Annotated in this window: 19 protein-coding genes; 6 read left to right on the forward strand and 13 right to left on the reverse strand. The window is 64.1% G+C overall.

Annotated features, from left to right (window positions below; genetic code table 11):
* Window positions 1-67: 67 nt before the first annotated feature.
* From ACFLEY_RS34485 to ACFLEY_RS34525, 9 genes are all read right to left on the reverse strand, one after another.
* The gene (locus tag ACFLEY_RS34485) at window positions 68-1,132 is read right to left on the reverse strand and encodes an IS630-like element ISRj1 family transposase (RefSeq protein ID WP_026192128.1); all 1,065 of its coding nucleotides are present in this window, start codon (window positions 1,130-1,132) and stop codon (window positions 68-70) included.
* 176 nt (window positions 1,133-1,308) lie between these two features.
* Entirely contained in the window at window positions 1,309-2,046 is a 738-nt protein-coding gene (gene rpe, locus ACFLEY_RS34490) for a ribulose-phosphate 3-epimerase (RefSeq protein WP_060910899.1), read from the reverse strand.
* A complete protein-coding gene (cbbX, locus tag ACFLEY_RS34495) occupies window positions 2,043-2,975 on the reverse strand; it encodes a CbbX protein (protein ID WP_060910898.1) in 933 nt (310 codons plus the stop codon). Before cbbX ends, rpe begins: the two co-directional genes overlap by 4 nt.
* A gap of 97 nt (window positions 2,976-3,072) precedes the next feature.
* Window positions 3,073-3,477, reverse strand: a complete 405-nt coding sequence (locus ACFLEY_RS34500) for a ribulose bisphosphate carboxylase small subunit (protein WP_060910897.1) — start codon at window positions 3,475-3,477, stop codon at window positions 3,073-3,075.
* Window positions 3,478-3,488: 11 nt separating this feature from the next.
* The gene (locus ACFLEY_RS34505) at window positions 3,489-4,949 is read right to left on the reverse strand and encodes a form I ribulose bisphosphate carboxylase large subunit (protein WP_028175386.1); all 1,461 of its coding nucleotides are present in this window, start codon (window positions 4,947-4,949) and stop codon (window positions 3,489-3,491) included.
* A gap of 31 nt (window positions 4,950-4,980) precedes the next feature.
* Window positions 4,981-6,066 (reverse strand): class II fructose-bisphosphate aldolase, encoded by a 1,086-nt coding sequence (gene fba, locus ACFLEY_RS34510; protein ID WP_028175387.1) that lies wholly within the window; start codon window positions 6,064-6,066, stop codon window positions 4,981-4,983.
* Window positions 6,067-6,078: 12 nt separating this feature from the next.
* On the reverse strand, window positions 6,079-8,097 hold the full coding sequence (tkt, locus tag ACFLEY_RS34515) for a transketolase (RefSeq protein ID WP_396604319.1): 2,019 nt from the start codon (window positions 8,095-8,097) through the stop codon (window positions 6,079-6,081).
* 16 nt (window positions 8,098-8,113) lie between these two features.
* Window positions 8,114-8,989: a phosphoribulokinase gene (locus tag ACFLEY_RS34520; protein ID WP_011085368.1), complete on the reverse strand. Its 876-nt coding sequence runs from the start codon at window positions 8,987-8,989 to the stop codon at window positions 8,114-8,116.
* Between the two features lie 12 nt (window positions 8,990-9,001).
* A complete protein-coding gene (locus ACFLEY_RS34525; protein WP_060912962.1) occupies window positions 9,002-10,039 on the reverse strand; it encodes a class 1 fructose-bisphosphatase in 1,038 nt (345 codons plus the stop codon).
* Window positions 10,040-10,158: 119 nt separating this feature from the next.
* On the opposite strand from ACFLEY_RS34525, the gene ACFLEY_RS34530 reads away from it, so the two are divergent.
* On the forward strand, window positions 10,159-11,136 hold the full coding sequence (locus tag ACFLEY_RS34530) for a LysR family transcriptional regulator (RefSeq protein WP_011085366.1): 978 nt from the start codon (window positions 10,159-10,161) through the stop codon (window positions 11,134-11,136).
* A gap of 257 nt (window positions 11,137-11,393) precedes the next feature.
* On the opposite strand, the gene ACFLEY_RS34535 is transcribed toward ACFLEY_RS34530, so the two are convergent.
* The 4 genes from ACFLEY_RS34535 to ACFLEY_RS34550 all read right to left on the reverse strand — a co-directional run bounded on the left by ACFLEY_RS34535 (window position 11,394) and on the right by ACFLEY_RS34550 (window position 14,087).
* On the reverse strand, window positions 11,394-11,603 hold the full coding sequence (locus tag ACFLEY_RS34535) for a hypothetical protein (RefSeq protein WP_060910895.1): 210 nt from the start codon (window positions 11,601-11,603) through the stop codon (window positions 11,394-11,396).
* Window positions 11,604-11,741: 138 nt separating this feature from the next.
* Window positions 11,742-12,161 carry a hypothetical protein gene (locus tag ACFLEY_RS34540; protein WP_011085365.1) on the reverse strand — a complete coding sequence of 140 codons (420 nt, stop codon included), beginning with the start codon at window positions 12,159-12,161 and terminating at the stop codon, window positions 11,742-11,744.
* A gap of 126 nt (window positions 12,162-12,287) precedes the next feature.
* Entirely contained in the window at window positions 12,288-13,481 is a 1,194-nt protein-coding gene (locus tag ACFLEY_RS34545; protein WP_211434126.1) for an MFS transporter, read from the reverse strand.
* 51 nt (window positions 13,482-13,532) lie between these two features.
* Entirely contained in the window at window positions 13,533-14,087 is a 555-nt protein-coding gene (locus ACFLEY_RS34550) for a TetR/AcrR family transcriptional regulator (protein ID WP_236842199.1), read from the reverse strand.
* A 655-nt stretch (window positions 14,088-14,742) separates the two neighbouring features.
* On the opposite strand from ACFLEY_RS34550, the gene ACFLEY_RS34555 reads away from it, so the two are divergent.
* From ACFLEY_RS34555 to ACFLEY_RS34575, 5 genes are all read left to right on the forward strand, one after another.
* Window positions 14,743-16,053, forward strand: coding sequence for a site-specific integrase (locus ACFLEY_RS34555; protein WP_396604320.1), 1,311 nt, complete (start codon window positions 14,743-14,745; stop codon window positions 16,051-16,053).
* Window positions 16,054-16,300: 247 nt separating this feature from the next.
* Entirely contained in the window at window positions 16,301-17,011 is a 711-nt protein-coding gene (locus ACFLEY_RS34560) for a hypothetical protein (RefSeq protein WP_396604321.1), read from the forward strand.
* Window positions 17,012-17,105: 94 nt separating this feature from the next.
* Window positions 17,106-17,324: a hypothetical protein gene (locus ACFLEY_RS34565; protein ID WP_396604322.1), complete on the forward strand. Its 219-nt coding sequence runs from the start codon at window positions 17,106-17,108 to the stop codon at window positions 17,322-17,324.
* Window positions 17,325-17,427: 103 nt separating this feature from the next.
* Window positions 17,428-20,070 (forward strand): bifunctional DNA primase/polymerase, encoded by a 2,643-nt coding sequence (locus ACFLEY_RS34570; RefSeq protein WP_396604323.1) that lies wholly within the window; start codon window positions 17,428-17,430, stop codon window positions 20,068-20,070.
* 313 nt (window positions 20,071-20,383) lie between these two features.
* Complete coding sequence (locus tag ACFLEY_RS34575; RefSeq protein WP_396604324.1) at window positions 20,384-20,629, forward strand: hypothetical protein; 246 nt, start codon at window positions 20,384-20,386, stop codon at window positions 20,627-20,629.
* Window positions 20,630-20,651 lie beyond the last annotated feature (22 nt).

A 20,651-nucleotide genomic window follows, 5' to 3' on the forward strand; every position in this document is an offset into this window, starting at 1 on the left:
CTTCGATCCGCATCCCCGCGCTCTCTCGCGTTCCTGAACCGCAGATTGAGACACCTAGTACCCGGAATCAGAGCTGAGTGATACGGCGGCCTTTGAAACGGCGTTGACGGACCTTTTTCTTGGTCCAGACGAAGGGCTCGGCTCTGTCGTTGTATGCGTTGACGTAGGCATCGATGTGTTCCTGAAGCTGCTTGAGGCTCGTGAAGGAGGTGCCGCTGAGCGACTGCCCCTGCAAGATGGAAAACCATACTTCGACCTGATTGAGCCATGACGCACTTGTCGGCGTGAAATGAAATTGCACGTTGGGGTGGGCCTTGAGCCAGTCCTCGTTCTTTTTATGGGTGTTGAGGTTGTCGAGGATGACGTGAAGCTTGCGGTTCGGAAAAGCCGCGGTGACGCTGTTCATGAAATCGAGAAACTCGACGCGGCGCCGGCGTTTTGAATGGGTCGCGATGATCTTTCCGGTGGCGACTTCGAGCGCCGCAAACAATGTTGTGGTGCCATGCCGCTTGTAATCGTGGCTTTGGCCGGTCAAGGCGCGGCCATTGGGCAACTTCAGATAACCCTGCGCTCGCTCCAAAGCCTGGATCGAGGGCTTCTCGTCCACGCACAGCACAATGGCCTTCGCCGGCGGCGCGACATAGAGGCCGACAACATCGGCGGCTTTGGCCGTAAAGTTCGGGTCGTTGCTCTCGCACCAGGACTTGCGAGCCACCAGGTCAATCTTGTGGCTGCGCAGGAACCGCCAGACATATTGGACATCGACATCGCCCAGCGCCTCGGCCAGCAGGGGGCCGGTCCAGCGCGCAAACCCTTGCGGTGGCGGCTTATCCAGCAGCTTCAGAATCCGCTTGTCGGTCGTCTTCGTATAGATCGGCTGCTTGCCAGGCCGCGGCTTGTCTTGCAGCCCTTCAAGGCCATGGTCGGCATAGCGATGCCGCCAAAGGCTGACAATCCGCGGCTGGACCCCAACTTCCTTGGCGATCGACCGGGTGCTGCGCCCATCCGCCGCCAACAGAACTATCCGCGCCCGCTTCAAATCGCGCTGCAACGTCACCGGTGAGCGACAGCACGCCTCAAGCACCTTGCGATCTTTCCTCGAAAGGTGGACTTCTCTTGCTTCGGGTATCATCCCGACCTTGAATCACGACTAGCATTGCGCGGGCGTTAATCGCGCTTTCGCCTCGGACGCGGTGGTTACCCCGGCCTGAAGGAATCCGATCGCCTTGTGCGGCAGTTCCGTGGAACCCCGGAGGAAAGTGGCACGCGTTGGCACAACCGGCACCCGGAGTGCACGGCTCCCGTAGTCTACCGGACGCGCACGCTTTCGCCGGCGCGCATCGGCTGCACCGAAATATCCTGCAGCTTCGGAACCCGGCCGGCCTCGGCGGCGACGCGAATGGCCGCGATGTTGCCGGCGTAGTCGGCGCTGCTCTTGCCGCGGAACACCGCGGAACCCGCTACGAGCGTATCGGCACCCGCGGCGGCTACAGCAGCTGCGTTCTCGCGCGTGATGCCGCCATCGACCTCGAGCCGGATCGGCCGGTCGCCGATCATGGTTCGAATGCGCTTGATCTTTTCAAGCTGGGACTCGAGGAAGGACTGTCCGCCAAAGCCCGGATTGACCGTCATCACCAACACCAGATCGATACGGTCGAGCACGTATTCGATCGCGCTTTCCGATGTCGCCGGGCACAGGCTGACGCCGGCCTTTTTCCCGAGCGCACGGACCGCCTGCAGTGTGCGGTCGAGATGCGGGCCCGCTTCGGCATGAACGGTGATGACATCGGCCCCGGCCTTCGCGAACGCCTCGAGATAAGGATCGACCGGCGCGATCATGAGATGCACGTCGAAGACCTTCTTCGTCACCGGCCGGATCGCCTTGATGACGTCGGCGCCGAAGCTGATGTTCGGGACGAAATGTCCGTCCATGACATCGCAATGGATCCAGTCGGCGCCGGCCGCGTCGATGGCCGCGATCTCCTCGCCGAGACGGGCGAAGTCTGCAGCGAGGATCGAGGGGGCGATAAGAATCTCGCTGGTCATGGCTTTGCACTCCGCACGTCGGCCCCGCCGCTGAAGACGCGGCTCGCCAGCACGTCCACGGGGTCGATGGTTTCAAGGTCGGAAATGTCGAGCACCCGGTCGAGATCGGACACCAGGCGATCGGCCTGCCGCAACCGCATGCGATCGACGGCATTGCGGATCGAGCGGGCGTTGGAGAAGAACGGCTGGGTCCGCCGCAGCGCGATGTATCTCTCAAAGGCCTCGCGCGCGGCCGCCGAGAAGCGATAGCCGCGCTCCTTCAGCATCAGCTCGGCAATGACGAGCAGCTCGGCTTCCGCATAGTCCGGAAACTCGACGTGGTGGGCGATGCGCGAACGGAAGCCGGGATTGGAGGCGAAGAAGCTGGTCATCCGCTCGCCATAGCCGGCGAGGATCACGACGAGATCCTCGCGCTGGTTCTCCATCACCTGAAGCAGGATCTCGATCGCCTCCTGGCCGTAGTCGCGCTCATTGTCCGGCCGGTGCAGATAATAGGCTTCGTCGATGAACAGCACGCCGCCCATCGCCTTCTTCAAGATCTCCTTCGTCTTCGGCGCGGTGTGCCCGATATACTGGCCGACGAGGTCGTCTCGCGTCACCGAGATCACCTGACCGCGCCGCACGAAACCAAGGCCGTGCAGGATCTTCGCCATGCGCAGCGCCACGGTGGTCTTGCCGGTGCCGGGATTGCCGGTGAACGACATGTGCAGCGTCGGCGGTGCGGAGGCGAGGCCCGCACGCTGCCGGATGCGCTCGATCAGCAGAAGCGAAGCGATCTGGCGCACACGGTTCTTGACCGGCCGGAGGCCGACCAGCTCCTGCTCGAGCTGCTGCAGCGTATCCGTGATCCCGGCCGCTTCGGCTTCCTTGCGGAGATCGAAATTGGTCTCGCCGCCTTCGGCGGCCGTCGCATGGGGCACGTCAAGCATCGGCACCTCGAAGAAAAGAGCTTCGCCGCGGGGAGGCGGCGAAGCAGTGGTCCGCCAAGGAAACGGAGCAGGGAGAGCTCCGCGCGGAAACGGATGATCAGGACACGTGTGCGGGAGCCTTTCGCACGGTGGTGTAGCGGATTGCGCGTCCCCCCACTTCCTGGCGCACCAGCTCGAATTCGACTTCCTGCGGCGGCCGGTTGACGAGGAAGGAGATTCGCACCGACTCCCAGCCAGGGCTGGAATCGAAGCCACTGATGCGGATGTAGCGGTCGCAATACACCCTGCGGCACTCCGCGAGTTCCATCATCACGCCGGCGGCGTCCTGGAGGTCGAACATCGGCAGGCCCCACATCTCCCAATAAGTGTTGCGGGGATGCGGATCGTCAGTGAACTCGATGTTCACCGCCCAGCCCATGGCGAGGCAATACTGCACCTGCTTATAGATCTGGTCGTCGGTCAGATCGGGTAGGAACGAGAAGCAGCCCTGGGTCAGTTTCATGTCTCATCTCCTCAAACGGTTTCCAGCGCCGTTGGCACGAAGTCCGGCGTGTCGGTGGACTGGTAGTTGAAGGTCACGTCCTTCCAGACCTCGAGCGCAGACTTGAGCGGCGTGCAGGTCTGGGCCGCCCTGGCCAGGATCTCCGGGCCTTCGTGGACGTAGTCGCGCCCCTCGTTGCGGGCGAGGATCATCGCTTCCAGCGCCACGCGGTTGGCGATCGCGCCGGCCGCGATCCCCATGGGATGGCCGATCGTGCCACCGCCGAATTGCAGCACGACGTCCTCGCCCAACAGATCGAGCAGCTGGTGCATCTGGCCGGCATGGATGCCGCCGGAGGCCACCGGCATCATCTTGTTCAGGCTCGCCCAGGACTGGTCGAAGAACAGGCCGTGCTCGAGCTTGGTCGGATTGAAATCCTCGCGGCAGACATCGTAGTAGCCACGCGTGGTGTTGGGATCGCCTTCGAGCTTGCCGACCACCGTGCCGGCGTGGATGTGATCGACGCCGGCGAGCCGCATCCATTTGGCGATGACACGGAACGACACGCCATGGCTCTTCTGCCGCGTATAGGTCGAGTGGCCGGCGCGATGTAGATGCAGGATCATGTCGTTGCGCCGGGCCCACTTGGCCATCGACTGGATCGCGGTGTAGCCGATCACGAGGTCGATCATGACGATGCACGACCCGAGCTCCTTGGCGAACTCTGCGCGCTCGTACATGTCCTCCATCGTCCCTGCGGTGATGTTCAGGTAGGTGCCTTTCACCTCGCCGGAAGCGGCCTGCGCACGATTCACCGCCTCCATGCAATAGAGGAAGCGATCGCGCCAATGCATGAAGGGCTGCGAGTTGATGTTCTCGTCGTCCTTGGTGAAGTCGAGCCCGCCCTTCAGCGCCTCGTAGACCACGCGGCCATAGTTGCGCCCCGAAAGCCCGAGCTTCGGCTTCACGGTTGCGCCGAGCAGCGGCCGGCCGAACTTGTCGAGTCGCTCGCGCTCGACCACGATGCCGGTCGCCGGCCCCTGGAACGTCTTCACATAGGCGACGGGGAAACGCATGTCCTCGAGCCGCAGCGCCTTCAACGGCTTGAAGCCGAACACGTTGCCGATGATCGAGGCCGAGAGGTTGGCGATCGAGCCCGGCTCGAACAGGTCGAGGTCGTAGGCGATGTAGGCGAAATACGAGCCCGGCGTGCCCGGCACCGGATCGACGCGATAGCATTTCGCGCGATATTTCTCCGCGGCCGTCAGGCGATCCGTCCACACCACCGTCCAGGTCGCGGTCGAGGACTCGCCGGCAACCGCAGCGGACGCCTCGATCGGATCGACGCCCTCCTGCGGCGTGACGCGGAACAGCGCGATGACGTCGGTGTCCTTTGGCGTGTAGTCGGGCTCCCAATAGCCCATGCGCTTGTATTCCATGACGCCCGAGCGATAACGCTCCTTGCCGCGAACCGTGCCGGTATGTGCGTTCATGACTCTCTCCTGTTCTTCTCTCTCTGAATGACTAGGCGGCGACTGACTCTCGGGCATCGACGCGCGGATCGAGCTCGCCGGCGCGATAACGCCGCGCCATCTCGCTCAGGGGAACGACCTTGATCCTGCCGGCGTGGCCCGCGGTGCCGAACTGCTCGAAGCGCTCGCGACAGAGGTCGCGCATCGCGTCCATCGCGGGTTTGAGGAATTTTCGTGGATCGAACTCATTGCGACTTTGCGCCGCGACCTTGCGGAACACGGCAGTCATCGCCAGGCGACAGTCGGTGTCGATATTGACCTTGCGCACACCGCTCTTGATGCCGCGCACGATCTCCTCGACCGGCACGCCCCAGGTCTGCGGCATCTCGCCGCCGAACTGGTTGAACATGTCCTGGAGCGGCTGCGGCACCGAGGACGAGCCGTGCATGACGAGATGCGTGTTCGGCAGCCGGCGGTGAATCTCCTCGACCACCCGCATCGCCAGGATATCGCCATCGGGCTTGCGGCTGAACTTGTAGGCGCCGTGCGAGGTACCCATCGCGATGGCCAGCGCGTCCACTTTGGTGGCGCGGACGAAATCGACGGCCTGGTCGGGATCGGTCAGCAGCTGGTCGTGGCTGACCTTGCCCTCGACGCCGTGACCATCCTCCTGCTCGCCGCCGCCATGCTCGAGCGAGCCGAGCACGCCGAGCTCGCCTTCGACCGAGGCGCCGACCCAATGGGCGAGATCGACGACGCGGCGGGTGATCGCGACGTTGTAGTCGTAGTCGGCCGCGGTCTTGGCGTCGGCTTTCAGCGAGCCGTCCATCATCACCGAGGTGAAGCCGTGCGCTATGGCCGACGCGCAGGTCGCCTCGTCATTGCCGTGGTCCTGGTGCATGCAGAGCGGGATGTCCGGATAGGTCCGCTCCAGCGCGTCGATCATGTGCGAAAGCATGAGATCGCCGGCATAGCTGCGCGCGCCGCGCGAGGCCTGGATGATCACGGGCGCATCGACCTCGGCGGCCGCCTGCATGATCGCGATGCCCTGCTCCATGTTGTTGATGTTGAACGCCGGCACCGCGTAGCCGTGGCTGGCGGCGTGATCGAGCAGTTGGCGAAGGGTGATACGGGCCAAGGGTCGTCCTCCTTATTGGCTCTTGCGGGCGATCGCCCGGCGGGCGGCTTCCGCAATGCTTTGCGGGGTGATGCCGAATTCGCGATACAGCACCGGCGCCGGCGCCGAGGCGCCGAAGCCGCGCATGCCGACGAATTCACCGTCGGCGCCGATCCAGCGCGGCCAGTCGCCGAGCACGGCCGCCTCGATCCCGACACGCGGCGCGATGCCGAGCACGGTGGCGCGATAATCCTCCGGCTGCTCCTCGAACAGCGCGAAGCAGGGCGCCGAGACGACGGCCGCGCGAATGTGCTCGGTCGCGAGCAGGCGGGCGGCTTCCAGCGCGATCGAGACTTCCGAGCCGGTCGCCATCAGCGTCACATCGCGGCCGCCGTCCGGCGAGACCACGAGATAGGCACCGCGCGCGACTCGGTTTCTGCCGCGCGCATCGCTGCGGAACGTCGGCAAGGCTTGCCGCGACAGGCAGAGCACGGAAGGACGATGCTCCGCCGCAAGGGCGCAGTCCCAGGCCTCGAGCGTCTCCACCGCGTCGGCCGGGCGGAACACCAGGAGGTTCGGGATCACGCGCAGCGCGGCGAGATGCTCGACCGGCTGGTGCGTCGGGCCGTCCTCTCCGAGACCGATGGAGTCGTGCGTCATCACGTGGATGACGCGCAGCCGCATCAAAGCGGCAAGGCGGATCGCCGGCCGGCTATAGTCGGAGAACGCCAGGAACGTGCCGCCATAGGGAATGAAGCCGCCGTGCAGCGCGAGGCCGTTCATCGCGGCCGCCATGCCGTGCTCGCGGATGCCATAGTGGATATAGTCGCCGGCGAAGGCGCCGCGCGTGACCGGAGTCTGCGGCTTGGCATGGGTCAGGTTCGAATGGGTCAGGTCCGCAGAGCCGCCGACGAGGCCCGGAATTGTCCCGGCGATACCGTCGAGCACCTGTTGCGAGGCCTGCCGCGTCGCGAGCTTCGGCCGCTCGCTCGCAAAGCGTTCGCGTAACTTCGCCGCGGCCAGCGCATAGGCGGCCGGCAGAGCGACGACTTTGCCTTCGACGAACAAATCGCGCTGCTCGGGCGTCGCACTCTCGTAACGATCGAGCCAGGCGAGACGTTCGACCTGCCCGCGCTGTCCGATCATGCGCCACGCCTTGAGGATCGGGATCGGCACCACGAACGGCTGATAATCCCAGCCGAGCGTTCGGCGCGCCGCCGCCGTCTGCTCGGTGCCGAGCGGCGCGCCATGGGCCTTCTCGGTGCCCTGCCGGTCCGGGGCGCCATAACCGATGATGGTGCGGCAGGCGACCAGCGACGGTTTTGCGGTCTCGCGCTCTTCGCCGATCGCCTGCGCAACGGCTTCGGGATCGTGCCCATCGACGCGGCGCACCGACCAGCCGGAGGCGGCGAAGCGCGCGAGCTGGTCGTCCGATGTCGCAAGCGACGTCGGCCCGTCGATGGAGATGCCGTTGTCGTCGAACAGCACGATCAGGCGGCCAAGCTGGAGATGGCCGGCAAGCGAGATCGCCTCCTGGCTGATGCCTTCCATCAGGCAGCCGTCACCCGCGATGACATAGGTGAAGTGGTCAACGAGCCCATCGCCATACCGCGCATTGGCCATGCGCTCGGCGAGCGCCATGCCGACGGCAGTGACAATCCCCTGCCCCAGTGGCCCCGTCGTGGTCTCGACGCCCGGCGTGTGACCATATTCGGGGTGGCCCGGCGTCTTCGAGCCCCACTGCCGGAAGGCCTTGATGTCGTCGAGGCTGACATCGCCGCCGGTGAGATGGAGCAGCGCATAAAGCAGCATCGAGCCATGGCCCGCGGAAAGCACGAAGCGATCGCGGTCCGGCCAGTTCGGGTGCGCCGAGTCGAACTTCAGGAAACGCGAGAACAACACGGTCGCGACATCGGCCATGCCCATTGGCAGGCCGGGATGGCCGGACTGCGAGGTCTCGATGGCATCGACCGCGAGGAAGCGGACGGCGTTGGCGAGATCGTTATGCGCGACAGCCGTAACGTCGGCTTCGGCATGGACGGAGATGTTCATCGAATTCTCCCCTTGTTCACTTCAGGTTTCGCTTGCGCTCGATCAGCTGCATGATCAGCGGCGTCAGGATCAGCTGCATCGCGAGATCAAGCTTGGCGCCGGGACACACGATCGAATTCGCGCGCGACATCCAGCTGTGCGGCAGCATCGAGAGCAGATAGGGAAAGTCGATGCCGCGCGGGTTCTTGAAGCGGATCACGACCATCGATTCGTCCGGCGTCGGAATCCAGCGCGCGACGAACGGATTGGAGGTGTCCACGGTCGGCACGCGCTGGAAATTGATGTCGGTCTCGGTGAATTGCGGACAGATGTAGTGGATGTAATCCGGCATCCGCCGCAGAATGGTGTCGGTGACGGCCTCGGTCGAATAGCCCCGCGCGCTGCGATCGCGGTGCAGCTTCTGGATCCATTCGAGATTGATGACCGGCACGACGCCGATCTTGAGGTCGGCATAACGCGCGACGTTGACCTTGTCGGTGACGACGGCGCCGTGCAGGCCTTCGTAGAACAGCAGGTCCGAATTCTCCGGCAGCCGCTCCCATTCCGTGAAGGTGCCGGGAGGCGTGCCGTGCAGCGCAGATTCCTCGGCATCGTGCACATAGTGTCGCGTCACCGCCGTGCCGGTCTCGCCGTAGTCGCGGAAGGCGCGCTCCAGCTCCTCGAACAGATTGGTCTCGGGGCTGAAATGGCTGAAATGCCTGTTGCCGCGCTCGGCCTCCTTCGCCATCTGCGTGCGCATCTCGGCGCGGTCGTAGCGATGGAAGGCGTCGCCCTCGATGTAGACGGCATTGACCTTCTCGCGGAAGAATATCTGCTCGAAGGTCTTCTTGACCGAGGTGGTGCCCGCGCCGGAGGAGCCGGTGATGGAGATGATCGGATGCTTCCTGGACATGGGACGCCTCGCTTACAGCCGGAAGAAGCCGCGCCGCGCGAACAGCGGCGCTGAGATGCTGGCAACCAGCAGCGGATCGCAATGCAGCTCCTCGACGCGCCGCACCTCGTTGCTCGAGCCCATGATCAGCGGCACGCGCTGGTGCAGGCTTTGCGCTGACAGGTCGAGGATGCGCTCGCGTCCGGTCGAGGCCGAGCCGCCGGCCTGCTCGATGATGTAGGCCATCGGATGCGCCTCGTAGGTGAGGCGCAGGCGGCCGTCGCCATAGCCGGGCCGCGCGTCCGAGGGATAGAGGAACACTCCGCCGCGGGTGAGGATGCGATAGGCCTCCGCGACCAGCGAGCCGACCCAGCGCATGTTGAAATCGTGATTGGCGGGGCCTTCGACGCCGGCGAGGCATTCGTCGATGAAGGCACGCACCGGAGGATCCCAATGCCGGCGATTCGACGCGTTGATCGCGAACTCCTCGCCCGCCTCGGAGATCTGGATGGCGCTGCGCGCGAGGCGAAAGCAGCCGGCCTTGCGGTCGAGCGTGAAGATGTCGACGCCGTCGCCGAGCGTCAGCACCAGCGAGGTCTGCGGACCGTAGGTGACGAAGCCCGCCGCGAACTGTGCCGAGCCGCGCTGATGGAAGGCGAGCGCGAGATCGTCGGGCGCGGGCAGAATCGAGAAGATCGTGCCGACGGTCATGTTGATGTCGATGTTGGAGGAGCCGTCGAGCGGATCGATCGCGACGCAGATCCTGGCCGCGCGGTCGCCGATCTGCGGCTCGCGCATCTCCTCCGACGCCAGCGCTGCGATCGGCAGCTTGCCGAGACAGCGGCGCAGGATCGCGTCCGCCTGCACGTCGAGATCGCGCTGGACGTCGCCGTCGCTGTTGCGGCCCGTGGTCAGGCCCGAGGCGTCCGCGAGATCGCCGGCGCCGATGAGGTCGGCGATCTCGATCGCCGCCGCCGCGATGGCATCGACCGCGGTCGCCACCGCCAGCGCGTGGGGTGCGGTCTCCGAGTACCGTTGAAGGTGGTCGTCCAGCCTGAGTTGCCCGGTCATCTGCGTCCATCCCCTGGCCGGCGCCGCATCCATTTCCCTCCCCGGTGGAGGTCGATGCGGTCGGTCCCGGCATGAGGAGATTGACAGGGGAGGCTTAATAAGGAAAATTTCTATTCATAATGAGCGCCAAAGAATTTTCTTATAATGGCCCCAGCCATGCGGCGGCCCAGCTCCGGCATCTGACGATCCGGCAGCTTCGCTCGCTCGCGGCGCTTTCGGCCAAGGGCAGCGTGACGGCGGCCTCCGGCCATCTCGGCCTGACGCAGCCGGCTGTGACCCAGCAGTTGCGCCAGCTTCAGGACCTCGCCGGCCTGCCTTTGGTGCAGCGGACCGGCGACGGCATGCTGCTGACGGAAGCCGGCAAGGAGGTTCTGGCGCTCGCCGAGCGCGTCGAGGCCGCGATCATGGACTGCCAGGGCGCGCTCGACCTGCTCGCGGGGCGAACCGGCGGCACCGTGCATCTCGGCGCGGTCTCGACCGCGAAGTATTTCGTCCCGCATGCGATCGCGGCTTTCACCAAGCGGTACCCGAAGATCGAGATCAGGCTCACTATCGGCAATCGCGAGGAGATCCGCGAGGCCATGCACGGCTACGACCTCGATTTCGCGGTGATGGGTCGGCCACCGGCCGACGTCAGCGTCGACGTCCGTCAGCTCGGACGCAATCCGCACATCATCGTCGCGCGCAAGGGGCACTGGCTGGAGAAGGATTCCGGCCTCAGCCTGACCGACCTCGTGCACGAGACCTTCCTCACCCGCGAGCCGGGTTCGGGCACGCGCACGCTGATGGAGGGCATGTTCCAGAAGTCGGACCTCGAGCCGGTCATCGGCATGGAGATGAGCAGCAACGAGACCATCAAGCAGGCGGTGATCGCCGGGCTCGGCATCGCCTTCATCTCGGCCCACACCGTGGCGCACGAGCTTGCCGAGGGCCGCCTGATCGTGCTTGACGTCGCCGGCCTGCCGATCGTGCGGCAATGGTACGTGATCCGCCGCAGCGACAAGGTGCTGCTGCCGCCGGCGCAGGCGATGTTCGATTTTCTGGGCTCGGAAGGGTCGAACTATCTGCCCGACGTGCCCGAGTTCGGCGAGCGCTAGCTCGCCGATGCTCAGCCCATCAGCTTCATTGCGATCGTCGCCGCGAGGATGACGATGATCTGAAGCAGGCGCTCTGTCGTGAAGATACGGTTGAAGGTGGTCATCGCTCGCCCCCGGCCGACGTGAAGGAGATCCGGGCGACTGGCTATCATGTGCGGGCGCCGGGGTAACCCCGTAGTCGCCACGGGTTCCGCTGCCGAATGAAGCCAGCGATCGCCGATGTTCGTCGCCGGTCTGCTTGCGGCGATGGTTAACGATCAGGCCGCGCGCGGAGCGGCGCGATCCATGTGCGTGGCGAAATAGGCTTCCAGCTCCGACAGCGCCCGCGCTTCCCAATCCCTCGCCTGCTCCAGCAGCGACCAGCTCTGGCCCGGGCGGAATGCAGCGGTCTGGCGATAGAGCGATGCGATGCCGCGATAGCGGCGCACGTTCTCCAAGACGGCGTGTCCGTTGATCTGGCCGTTCATGTCCGAAAACTCCCTCGTCATTCCCGGGGGAGAAATTGCGGCCAAATCTTTTTCGAAAAGTTAGCGGCGCGCGGCAAGCTTGCGAATGGTTGCCGGACTGTTGCGCGCGCGCAACGTGGGCGCGAGCGCATCGCCGATTTATTGCGAATTCGTTGCCGCGCTCTCGCCCGAACGCTTCAGCCCGCCGCGGTTGACGATCGTCATCGTCTCCCGGCAGAGATCGGCAAGGCCGATCAGGAGCACGGCGAGGAGGCAGAACAGGTTGATGGAATCGGTGTTTGCGCTGGTCAGCGCATTGAACTCGAAGAAGGGCGGCATGAACGCCCACCACACCAGCGGAATGGTGAGCAACGCGGCGAACGCCGCCGCCGGCGCGCCCGCGACAAGTCCGAGCACGAACAGGCCAGGCAGGAACGCCGCGAAATAGAGTTTTGCGCCGAGCGCGACGCAGATGCCCTGAAACACCGCCGATAGTCCGACGACGACCAATCCCAGCAGAAACGCCTGCCACGACCATGGCCGTACCCACGGTACGCCAAACAGCCCCGCACGCCTCATCAGCCTCCCCCTGCCGCCCGTTAACCGGGCCCGCTTGCGACCAAAGTACTACAGCGGCAGGGAAATCGCGAGGCGGAAAACGCATGCCCGGGCGTTTGGTAAACGCCGCATCGCACCATCCCGCCGCTACTCCGTGGCCGCATAGAGCAGGCCCGCGACGGGCAGAGCGAGGCCGATTCCCGATGCGAGCGCCCAGCCGCCTTGCGCGAAGGCCCAGGCGCCGACCGCGGAGCCGGCCGCGCCGGCCGCGAAGAACGTCGCCATGTAGAGGCCGTTGAGGCGGCTGCGATGCTCGTGCCCGAGCGCGAAGATGGCGCGGAAGCCGAGCACCACGTTGCCCTGGACGCCGATATCGATGGCGATCGCGGCCACGACCAGGCAGGCGAGGTTCAGCATCGAGCCGGCCGCGCCGATATAGGTCACCAGGAAGCCCGCGGCCGCCAGCAACATCGCAATCAGCGTCGCGATGCGGCTATGGCCGCGATCGGCGAGCCTCCCCGCGATTGGCGCGGCGAACACGCCGGCGACACCGGCCAGCGCGAACAGCGCGATGCCGCGCTGGGAGAAGCCGAACTCGGAGGCGAGCTGGAGTGGTGCGACCGTCCAGAACAGGGTGAAGCAACCGAACAGGCTCGCCTGGTAGAGTGCGCGCCGCCGGAGCAGCGGCATGGTGCGCACCAGATGCGGCATCGACAGCAGCAGCGTGCCGTAATGCATGCGCGCCACCGGCTTGCGCGTCGGCAGCACCATCCAGAGCACGGCTGCGAGCACAATCATCAGCGCCGCGGAGGCGAAGAACACCGCATGCCATGACGAGGCCGCCGTGACGAAGCTCGACACCGGGCGCGCCAGCATGATGCCGAGCATCAGGCCGGTCGAGACGTTGCCGACGACGCGGCCGCGGATGGCCTCCGGCGCCAGATGCGCCGCATAAGGAATGATGATCTGCACCGCGACCGAGCCGAGCCCGATGAACAGCGCGGCGATCAGGAACGGCAGGGCGTGCGTCGCGAACGCGGCTGCGAGCAGCGCCACGGCGCCGAGCGTGATGACGGAGCAAATCAACGTACGGTTCTCGACGAGATCGCCGAGCGGCACGATGAAGAGCAGCCCGGTGCCGTAGCCGATCTGCGTCATGGTGACGATCAGCCCGGCGGCGGCGTGCGACAGGCCCAGCGCGGCGCTGATCGGGGCGATCAGCGGCTGGGCATAGTAGATGTTGGCAGCGACCATGCCACAGGCCGCGGCAGGCACGAAGGTCAGGCGCTGCGACACCGCATCCGGTTCGGGCGCGGTCTCGATGGTGGCATTCATCGTCATTTACACGGTCTCCAGAGATTGGGAACGATCATTCCCTAATATGACAAGAATTCAGGCGAGCAGCTTCATCGCGACGCCGACGAGGCGCGTCCCGTCGAGCGGCAGGCGCGCCTTGCCGACGACGCGCATTCCTTGCGTGATGCAGATCATCAGCCGCGCGGTGTCGTCGGCCGCTACATGGCGGGGAATCGAGCCGTCGGCCTGCCCCTCGCGAATGAGGCCGGCGATGAAGTTCTCGTTGGTCGCGAGCTGCGCATTGACGCGGGCGCGGACCGCAGGATCGACCGCGGAGAGCTCGACCGCGCTGCCGACCACGATGCAGCCGCGGCGCCCCTCGCTGCCCTGGGAGTGCTCGACATAGGACAGCAGCACATGGCGCAGCCGCTCGCGGCCGTTCACACCGCGCGCGGCCGCGCTGCGGGTCTGCTCCCGGCGCACCGTGGCGTAGCGCTCGAAGGCGGCAAGGAACACGGCGTGCTTGTCGCGAAACGCCTTGTAGACGCTGCCGGTGGCAAGCCGCATCGCGGCAGTGAGGTCACCGATCGAGGTGGCATGATAGCCGCGCTCGCAAAACACCCGCACCGCCCCGTCCAGGGCGGTGTCCATGTCAAACTCCCGGGGACGACCGGGTGGTTGAGCAATGGCTTGCGATCGGCGGGCGGATTTTTGCATTGCGGGATAATAGGGAATGGTTGTTCCCTAATCAAGACACCTGGTTGTGATTGGGGGACCTGCCGCGTGCCGTTACCAGTCGCTTGCTCAACGGCGCGGTTGCGCCACTGAGCGCGCATCTCCGGCGACGACGGCTTCGCTGTTGCGCGGGGGGGACAGTGATGAAATGGCGCACGTCCGCCTCCACATCGTCATTGCGAGCGCAGCGAAGCAATCCAGAGTCTTTCCGCGGAGGGATTCTGGATTGCTTCGCTGCGCTCGCAATGACGGAGCAAGGGGCATCGTCGTCATCCTCTAACTCGCATCTCAACTCGCAGACGCGCCTTCGCATCCTCGCGGCGCATTTCGCCCGAGCTTTGCCTCGTCGCTCCACACTCTTGAGCCAAGAGGGCGCAGGGAAGGCCGGGTGCCGGCTGGCACCCGCGGTCCGCTGCGCGAAGATGTAGCGCAAAAGAACCGCACAGCAGCATACAGGTGTAGCCAATCACTCGGCCTTCCCTGCGCAGTGGAAAATAAAAACGCCGAGGCACGCGCGCGTACACGTGCGAACTCTTCAACTCGTTGATTATTCAAAACTTCTATCCCCATAATGCCGCAGGCGTGCGTCGGCGTGCGCGGACACAATCGCGACACATCGCGAGAACGGGGGGACACGATCATGGCTCGCAAAGTCAGCTTTAGCGCCCTCGAAAGCCGCAGCGCTCGCCTGCGTCTGAAAATCCGCCGCAGACCGTACAGCGGCCCATCCCTGGCACGCGGCATCTCGCTGATGTACCGCCGCAACAAGACCAACGGCACTTGGGTGCTCAAGGCCAGCGATGGTCACGGCGCCTACTGGACCAAGGGCTTTGCGCTCGCCGAGGACTACGAGGACAGCGACGGCAAGAGTGTGCTCACGTTCTACGAGGCGCAGGACGCCGCAAAGAAGTTGGCTCGTGGGGATTCCGACACTGCACTCATCACCGTCGATGGTGCCCTTACTGCCTACAAGACCGACCTCGAAGCACGCGGCGCCAATCCCTACAATGCCGAATGGCCGCGCGTGCATCTTTCCAAGGTGCTGCTCGCGAAGCCGGTGGCGCTGCTCACCGCTGCTGAGCTGAAGAAATGGCGCGATAGCCTGCTCGCCAAGATGGCGGCGGCAACCATCAACCGCCTTTGCCGCTGTCTCGGCGCCGCGCTGGAGTTGGCGAGGCAGCATGATGACCGCATTCAGAACCAGCAGGCGTGGGAAGTCGGGCTTGCCGGGTTACCGGACGCCATAGAAGCGCGTAACGTCATCCTGTCCGACGACAAGGTGCGCGAATTCGTCGCCACCGCTTATAGCTTGGACGGGAATCTGGGGCTGGTGGTCGATACGTTGGCGATCACCGGCGCGCGGCCAAGCCAAGCCGTGCGGATGCGGGTCGAGGACCTGCACGATCATCCGGTGCGGCCGAAGCTGATGATGCCGAAGTCGGCCAAGGGCGGCGGACGCAATCGCGCGAAGAAGAAGGTCGAGCGCTACTCAGTACCGATCACCGTGCAACTGGCGGCGAAGCTGACGCAAGCGGCTAAGAATCGCCCCGACGACGCGCCGCTGCTCTTGCAGAGCGACGGCAGCCCCTGGGGTGAGAATCCCGGCCAGACCTATCATCGGCAGATCGACAAGATTGTCACTGCGATCGGACTCGACCCTGCCGTTGTGACGATCTACGCCCTGAGACACTCGAGCATCGTGCGAATGCTCTTGCAGAACATTCCGATCAGGCTGGTGGCGTCGCTGCACAACACCAGCGTCACCATGATCGAACGAACGTATTCGAAGTACATTACCGAGCACAGCGACGACATCTCTCGCAAGGCGCTGCTGCAGGATGAGCCGCCGAGCGGCGCGAAGATCGTAGCGCTGGCGAGTTGATCAGCCCGAGTCTATTCGTCAGTGGACGAGTAACGTTGTCCTGTAACGGTTGTTATCCAACAGTTGGTCACCAACGTTAGCTGATACTTGGTGATAAACATTAGTTGTCGGCGCCTCTAGCCGGCGACGCCGGGACTGCGTGTCGTCTTGCATTAACTTGATCAATGAAGATACATGGAGTTCGCGTGGCAACTCGCTACAACTATCTGCGTTGTTGGCTATAGGTGCCATCGGTCGGGGCTTTGCGATGCCTAAACGCGGATCAAGTGGCAAGACATCCGACAAGACATCCGTTCCACTGCCCCCCGAAGGGCTGCACAGCCTGCCTTCTGTCGAGGGCATACCTCCTTGGCTGCGAGACATTTTGCTCCGCACAATCGTTTTTTCCAAGACCCCTGAGGACACATCCGCTGTCTTCACCGACGCGCAGTGGCAGTCCGTTTGCGCGACCCGAAAGGATAGGTCCAAGGATATTGATTGGCAGAAAGCCCGTGCGCGGACCGAGGCAGCGGGGCGCTTCTTTCGATGGATGCGTCGCAGTAGATCGCAATTGGGGCAACCAGCCAAAGTCCGCGCCACGCTGAATGGACTGCTGCGACAAACTCGCAAACTGCAAGGCGCCTTGCAAGACGCAGACGCGCTGGGTGACTTTGGGGACCATCACGAGTCACTGGCGGACCTTGAGCAAGACCTAGAGGATTGGATTCTTATCCACGGGTCATCCACACCGCGCGAGGATTTCGGTCGCGACTGGCTCTATGTGTGGTTGTTGAATGTATGGGTGGGGCCGCTTCGCGGGCAACTTTCGTTCGCCCGCAAACCGGACAACACACCCTACGGGCCGCTGATCGACTTTCTCACCCTGACGATCAAAATCATCGCTGGCCGAGCACCGGGGCCGCACGGGCTCGCGAAGGTCATTGATCAATACAGGAAGTCCGGCGACTTACCGCTTTGAACCGCCGCTGCCGGTTTTAATAATGTAACTACCGCGACTCCGATCAGTCCTCCAGATTGTTCCTACGTAGCCACATGGACCCGGAGGACAAGGAATGCGCCCCGAAGTAACCGGCCGCAAGACGACCCACACTGATGACGCCGACGCCTACGGCATCGACGAATTTTGCGCGCGTCATCGCATCAGCCGTCAGTTGTTTTACAAGCTGAAAGCGCAGGGCATGATGCCTGCGACTTTCAAACTTGGCACGCGGGTTTTGATCTCCCGCGAGGCTGCTGCGGCTTGGCGTCGCGCGCGCGAGAATGCGGCCTGATCCGAAAAACGCGAAGACCCGCCGTCGTCGCGGCGGGCCTAATTTCCGTAAAACCAAGTGAGCGCTTGGTTCATCTTCATGTGAACTTTTGGGAAATCCACTCATGCTTGATAGCACACAATTCGATGCCTTTGCAAAGTTCTACGAGGATTACGCAGCCAGCTCGGCCGAGACCATCGACCGCGCGCCGTTCTTTGCGCCGTGGGAGCAACGGCCGAAGGCGGGCACGCCGGAGGCCACTGCGCTCCAGTACGCCATGCGCGATTGGAACCCGGTGCCGATTGAATTTCGTCAGAAGAAGCCGACCGGCAACGATTGGCAACACCGCGTCATCACCGGCAGCAAGGTCGAGCGCTTCTTCGGCGAGAAGCCGCAGAACATCGGCGTGCAGCTCGGCTCGAAGTCCCGCGGGTTGACCGACGTTGATCTCGATTGCGCGGAAGCGATCTTTTTGGCGCCGGCGGTGTTGCCGAGCAAGACCGCGATCTTCGGTCGCGCGTCGAAGCGCGATAGCCACTACTTGTACAGCACGTCGCTGGCGTCGAAGGTCGACCGTGCTGCGTTGCAGTTCAAGGACCCGATCAGCAAGAGCATGCTGCTGGAGGTCCGGATCGGCGGTGGTGACAAGGGCGCGCAGACCGTCTTCCCTGGTTCGGTTCACGAGAGCGGCGAACCGATCGAATGGGAGGTGGATTGCGAGCCCGCGCAGGTGGATGATGACGAGCTGTTGCGCAAGGCCGAGCAGCTAGCGGCACTCTGCCTGCTGGCGCGCTACTGGCCGCCGAAACCCAAGCCGAATGAGAGCGGCGGCCGTCACGATGCGGCACTCACAGTCGGTGGCTTTCTCGCCCGCTGCGGGTTCAAGCCGAGCTACGTCAAGCTGTGCGTCGAATGGATCGCGCGCGGAGCGCAGGATGAGGAATGGCGCGACCGCCTCACGGCCGCCCACAGCGCGGCGCTCGCCTACAAGAAGGGCGACTACACGCGCGGCTATCCCAAGCTCAAGGAGACCTTCGGCGAGAAGGTTGCCTCCAAGGTTGCTGAATGGCTCGGCTATAGCGTGTCTCGCAATGATGATGCACGCGCGGAAAACAAGCCTGCATCTGAGGATGGCACCTCCGAGACCAACAAGGAGACAACGCACCCGACATCGCTCCCGGTTGTAGTCGTTCGCGGTGGCGAGCTTTCGAACCTGGCAAGCCGGGGGGAGGAAATCCTGGGCGAAGCAGGTGTTCAAATCTTCCAGCGCAGCCGCCAGTTGGTGCGGCCAGTGATCGAGGAGGTTGACGCGACGCGCGGCCGGAAAACCAAAATCTGTCAGCTCATTCCGGTCGTCCCGGACTACTTGCGTGATTTGTTGTGTCGCCACGCTGGGTGGCTGGCATTTGATGAGCGCAGCAGAAAGACCGTGCCGATTGATCCGCCGCGTGGTGTCGCCGCGACGATCCTGGCGCGCACGGGAGAGTGGCGGCTGTTTCCGGCTGTTTGCGGCGTGACCTCTGCACCGACGATGCGGCCCGATGGCTCGTTGCTGATGGAGCCGGGCTACGATCACAAAACGGGGCTGTTGCTGGTCGAACCGCCGCCGATGCCGGACATTCCCGAAAAACCGACAAAAGCTGACGCAGAAGCCGCGTTGAAGCTGCTGGAAGACCTCCTCGCGGGGTTCCCCTTTGTCGATGAGGTTGCTCGCGCCGGAGCCTTGTCGGCCATTGTCACAGCTGTAGCGCGCGGTGCATTCCCCGTGACGCCGCTCCACGCCAGTCGCGCCCCGACCGCCGGCTCGGGCAAGAGCTTCTTGTGGGACATCGTGGCGGCAATCATCAGCGGCCACCCCATGCCTGTCATTTCGACCGGCAAGGATGAAATCGAGATGGAGAAGCGTCTCGGCGCGGCCCTCATGACAGGGCAGCCGCTGATCTCGATCGACAACATCTCTGGCGAGCTTGGCGGCGACGCCCTGTGCCAGATCATTGAGCGTCCGGTGGTGGAGATTCGCGTGCTCGGCCAGTCGAAGAACATGCGGATTGAGGCACGGGGCACGTCCGTCTTTGCGACGGGCAACAACTTCACACTCGTGGGCGACATCTGCCGCCGCGTCATCACCATCAACCTCGACGCGGGCATGGAGCGGCCCGAGATGCGCCAGTTCGATTTCGACCCCATCGAGCGTGTGCTTGCGGATCGCGGGAAATATATCGCGGCGGCGTTGACCGTCGTCCGCGCCTACTTCGTTGCAGGTCGTCCCGACAAGGCACCGAAACTGGCGTCGTTCGAAGGCTGGAGCGACACGGTGCGCTCCACCTTGATCTGGCTTGGCAAGGAAGACCCAGTGAAATCGATGGAGTTTGCCCGCCAGGAAGACCCGGAACTCGTCGAATTGGCCGAGATGTTGGAAGCGTGGAGCGAGGTCATGGGCACTGGTGGCGAGAGCCGCGCGAAGCTCTCCGACGTTTTGCTGCGCGCCGACGCGATGTGCCGCGACGACGAGGGCGGAGAGCTGGCTCCCACCTATCCGCGCCTGAATGCTGCGCTCAAGGTGGTTGGTCAACGCTATCTGGGCAAGCCGACACTGCCCGATGCGCGTTTGCTCGGCAAATGGCTGCAACGCTTCAAGGGGCGTCCTGTTGGCGGCAAGAAATTCATGAACCTGCCCGATCCCAAACACGGTGCGCAGTGGTGGGTCGAGCGGGCGCAGCAGGCGGGCAAGCCCGAGCAGCAGGGTGATGATCAGCAAGGGCGGTAACAGTGCTAAGCCTCGGTAGGACCGCTGACGTGGGGGAAAGTTGGGAAATGGGGGGATGTTTTATTCGTCGCGCGCGCAGATGTCAGGTGTACTCCATCAGCATCAGTGATGCGGCATGTGCCAAATGCGCGGGGAGGACCGCAGCAATCCCCCATTTTCCCTTCTTTCCCCCTCCGGGACGGTTCACTGGGGGGGCAAGTCGAAATCCATGCGCCGGGGGTTCCGGACCGCACCGGCCGGTTCGTATGCAGTAGGATCAAATTCCTAGCGGGGGGTTGCGCGTTTTGACGACATTCAGCCCAGGAGGTCCACCGTGAAAACCAAGGCGAAGGCGCACCTTGCACGGACGGCCGCCGCCCAACGCATGCGGGAATACCGCGCGCGCCAGGCGATCGGCGCTACGCGAATTGCCGTTGATCTCGACGGAAGCGACAAAGATTGGCTTCGCAGCCAGGGCGTGCTGCGGGAGTGGGACGAGGACGATGCACCAGCACTCGCGCAGGCCCTGAAGCTGGCGCTGCGGAAACAGCATCGCAAGTTACAGCGTAACGAAGGTTGAGATCGCGATCTGCTAAGGTCGA

Origin of the sequence: Bradyrhizobium sp. YCK136 (assembly GCF_044570075.1) — a bacterium.
GTDB lineage: Bacteria > Pseudomonadota > Alphaproteobacteria > Rhizobiales > Xanthobacteraceae > Bradyrhizobium > Bradyrhizobium diazoefficiens.